The organism is Dyadobacter sp., from assembly GCF_051859145.1.
GTDB lineage: Bacteria > Bacteroidota > Bacteroidia > Cytophagales > Spirosomataceae > Dyadobacter.
In genome coordinates this window covers 1-3514 of sequence record NZ_JBHYGF010000088.1, presented here as the reverse complement: position 1 = coordinate 3514, position 3514 = coordinate 1, and the positions used below count along the sequence as shown (strand labels likewise).

2 protein-coding genes and 2 pseudogenes are annotated in these 3514 nt (G+C 45.8%); 1 reads left to right on the top strand and 3 read right to left on the bottom strand.

The genetic code is table 11. The features are described from left to right. Positions 1-431, top strand: a pseudogene (locus ACTIE6_RS06685) (hypothetical protein); the annotation flags it as partial. Positions 432-483: 52 nt separating this feature from the next. Here ACTIE6_RS06685 and serS read toward each other — a convergent pair. From serS to ribH, 3 genes and pseudogenes are all read right to left on the bottom strand, one after another. Beyond that, on the bottom strand, positions 484-1776 hold the full coding sequence (gene serS / locus ACTIE6_RS06680; RefSeq protein WP_439555894.1) for a serine--tRNA ligase: 1293 nt from the start codon (positions 1774-1776) through the stop codon (positions 484-486). Between the two features lie 19 nt (positions 1777-1795). Then, positions 1796-3125, bottom strand: a pseudogene (locus ACTIE6_RS06675) (aspartate kinase). 93 nt (positions 3126-3218) lie between these two features. Then, positions 3219-3514, bottom strand: a 296-nt coding sequence (gene ribH, locus ACTIE6_RS06670; protein WP_439555893.1) for a 6,7-dimethyl-8-ribityllumazine synthase, incomplete at its 5' end; no start/stop codon positions are given.

Here is a 3514-nt window from a genome sequence, read left to right as displayed (position 1 = left end):
GGCTTGCTTTGTCTGTCGGACTAGCCACCCTTTCAGCCTGGCGAATGCGCCATTTTGACTTTCGGATTATGCTGTCAAGAGTTTGGATCGTCTTGTATGCAACTATGATGATCGTACAGCAAAGCGCGTATAGTAACTACATTTTTCTCTTCCTCTTACCACTTGTTTTTGTTACCATTGACTGGAAAAACAAAACGCAGCTCGCTGTCTTCTTTATTTATAACATACTGTGCGTCTTACATCCTTCTTTCTGGTGGCGGCTCGGTATGCCCTGCTATATGACGACAGGAGATACATTTGCCTCGTCGCAATTACTGATAGACTATTCCATGCAGGTTTGCATTGTCTTCATGACAGGCTACTTCATTTGGCTCGCATTTCCAAAAAGCAACGAAGTGCCACCAAAATCAACGATTTACAGTAGTATATAAAACAGAAAGGCTCCCGTTAATTGAGAGCCTTTCTGTTTTAAGCTAAATAAATCTATTCGATTGTTTCAAAACCGCAGTAAGGTACAAGCACATCCGGAACCTTCACGGTTCCATCTGCCTGCTGGTTGTTTTCCAGCAATGCGGCCAAAATCCGGGGCAATGCCAGCGCAGATCCATTTAATGTATGAAGCAGCTGCGTCTTCTTGTCTGCGCCTTTAAAACGCAATTTAAGCCTGTTTGCCTGGTAAGTCTCGAAGTTGGATACAGAACTGCATTCCAGCCATCGTTCCTGCCCGGCTGACCATACTTCAAAATCATAAGTAAGTGCCGAAGTAAAACCCATGTCGCCGCCGCAAAGTCGCAGGATACGGTAGGGAAGTCCAAGCTTGCCAAGCAGGCTTTTCACATGGGCAACCATTTCGTCCAGCGCCTTGTATGATTCTTCCGGCTTGTTGATCTGAACAATCTCTACTTTATCGAATTGGTGCAAGCGGTTTAACCCGCGCACGTGCGCTCCCCAGCTTCCGGCTTCACGACGAAAACAAGGCGTATATGCTACATTTTTTACGGGCAGTTCACTTTCAGCTACGATTACATCCCGATACAAGTTGGTAACAGGCACTTCGGCAGTCGGGATCAGGTAGAGATCGTCCGCAGCATCGTGGTACATTTGGCCTTCTTTGTCCGGCAACTGTCCGGTCGCAAATCCGGAATCTGCATTCACTACAATCGGAGGTTGTACTTCTGTATAACCTGCCTTTCCAGCTTCATCCAGGAAGAACGCGATCATAGCCCGCTGCAAACGCGCTGCTTTTCCTTTATACACCGGAAAACCAGCACCGGTAATTTTGTTACCAAGTTCAAAGTCGATAATCGGGGCCTGGCTTTTGCCCAATTTCTTGATCAGCTCCCAGTGGGGCAGTGCACCCTGATGCAGTGCAGGCTTTATACCCTCCTCCAAAACAGTCACATTGTCCTCTGCACTTCTTCCTTCGGGTACACTCTCGTGAGGCAGATTAGGCAGTTTTACCAGCTCTTCAAGCAGTGATTTTTCAACTTGCTTGTGCTCCTCGTCCAGTGCCCTGGATTTTTCTTTTAAAGTCGCCGTGACAGCCTTCGCTTCTTCTGCTTCGGCCGACTTCCCTGCTTTCATCAGTGCGCCGATTTCGCGCGCCTGGTTGTTGGACGCGGCCAGCGTTTCATCCAGCTCCTGCTGGATTTCGCGTCGTTTTTTGTCAAGATCAAGTATTCTTTCTACCGCCTGTTCTGCATCTTTAAAATGCTTTTTTGTAAGACCGGCAATAGTAAGTTCCCTGTTTTCGCGTATGAAGTTGGTTTGTAACATTTCAGGTAAAGTATCTTTCTTATGGTGCAGTGAAAATATCCTTCATTGCATCCTCGTAATAAAATAATCTTTCATTAAGTACATTCAGCGCCTCGGCTTTGTATTTCGAATGGATCAGTAAAGAAAGGTTGTGTTCAGAAGCACCGTACGAAATCATTCGTATAGGAATATGTTTCAGAGCATCAAGTACTTTCAACGCAATACCTTCTTTGTCAGCACTGATCCACATCATGCTCTTCCAGATCAGCAAATTCACGCAGTTCAGCTGTGATTTTGTCTAGATTTTCTGAGTTATCAATGGTCACCGAAACAGACACTTCCGAGGTAGTGATCATATCTACAGGCGTCTTATATTTCTCAAATACTTCAAACACCCTGCGAAGGAATCCGTAAGCATTCAGCATACGGGTCGAGTGAATGTAAATGGCCGTGATATTGTCTTTCGCGGCAATCGCTTTAATCTCTCTGTCGGAAGTCTGATTAGCGATCAATGTACCTGGCGCTTCCGGTTGCATTGTATTTTTCAGACGAACCGGAACTCCCCTCAGCTTAGCGGGCGTAATGGTACTTGGATGTAAGATTTTAGCTCCGAAGTACGCCAGTTCAGCAGCTTCCTCAAAAGTCAGCTCGCGGATCGGGAATGTACGTTCTACTATTCTCGGATCATTGTTATGCATTCCATCAATATCAGTCCAGATCTGGATTTCATCCGCACGAATGGCGCCACCAATCAGTGAAGCAGTATAGTCCGATCCTCCCCTTTTCAGGTTATCAACTTCTTCCCTCGGGTTTCGGCATATAAAACCTTGCGTTATAATGGTATCTTTATCAGGATACTGGTTCAGGATCGTCACTAGCTTATCTTCAATCACCGAAAGCTCTGGCTCTCCATCCGCATCAATGCGCATGAAATCAAGCGCCGAAAGCAGTACGGAGTTGTCGCCTTTCTCTTCCAGGTACGCCTGGAACATCTTGGTACTTAGTATTTCCCCCTCCGCGACCAGTTCTTTATCTTGTTTGATCGTGAATGGTTTTATGCCCACAAGTGATTTAATGTAGCCAAACTCCGTATCTACAATCTCCTGCCCCTTTTGCAGCGACTCGGGTGTACTGTAAAGCTCTTTTACAAAAAGCGAGTAATGCGTTTTGAGGTCATCGAGCAACACTGCTGCTTTGGCATCATCGAATGATTTTACCGCCTCACCGATCGCGATCAATGCATTGGTTGAACCTGATAGTGCAGACAGAACAACGATCTTCCGATTAGGATCACTTTTGAGAAGTTCACGGATGGAATGCATACGCTCAGGCTTGCCTACCGACGTACCGCCAAATTTCCAGACTTGCATAATTTAATGATTGAATGATTGAATTTTAAATGACTGAATATAGGTCACGAATTGTTCAGAGATGATTCACAATTCATAACGGAATCTTAATCGTCAGAAGTTGTACCCCTGTGCTACCTGCGTATAAAGTCCAAGCATTTTGATAGCCGTCATCGCAGCTTCGTCTCCTTTGTTTCCATGAATGCCACCTGCGCGGTCCAAAGCTTGCTCCATGGAATTTGGCGTCAGTACTCCGAAGATCACCGGCTTGTCTGTTTTGAGACTCACATTGGTAATTCCCTGAGCTACCGCGTGATTGATGTAATCATTGTGTTTCGTTTCGCCCTGAATAACAACTCCTAATGCGATTACTGCATCTACATTCGGGCGCTGGGCAAACCATTGTGAAG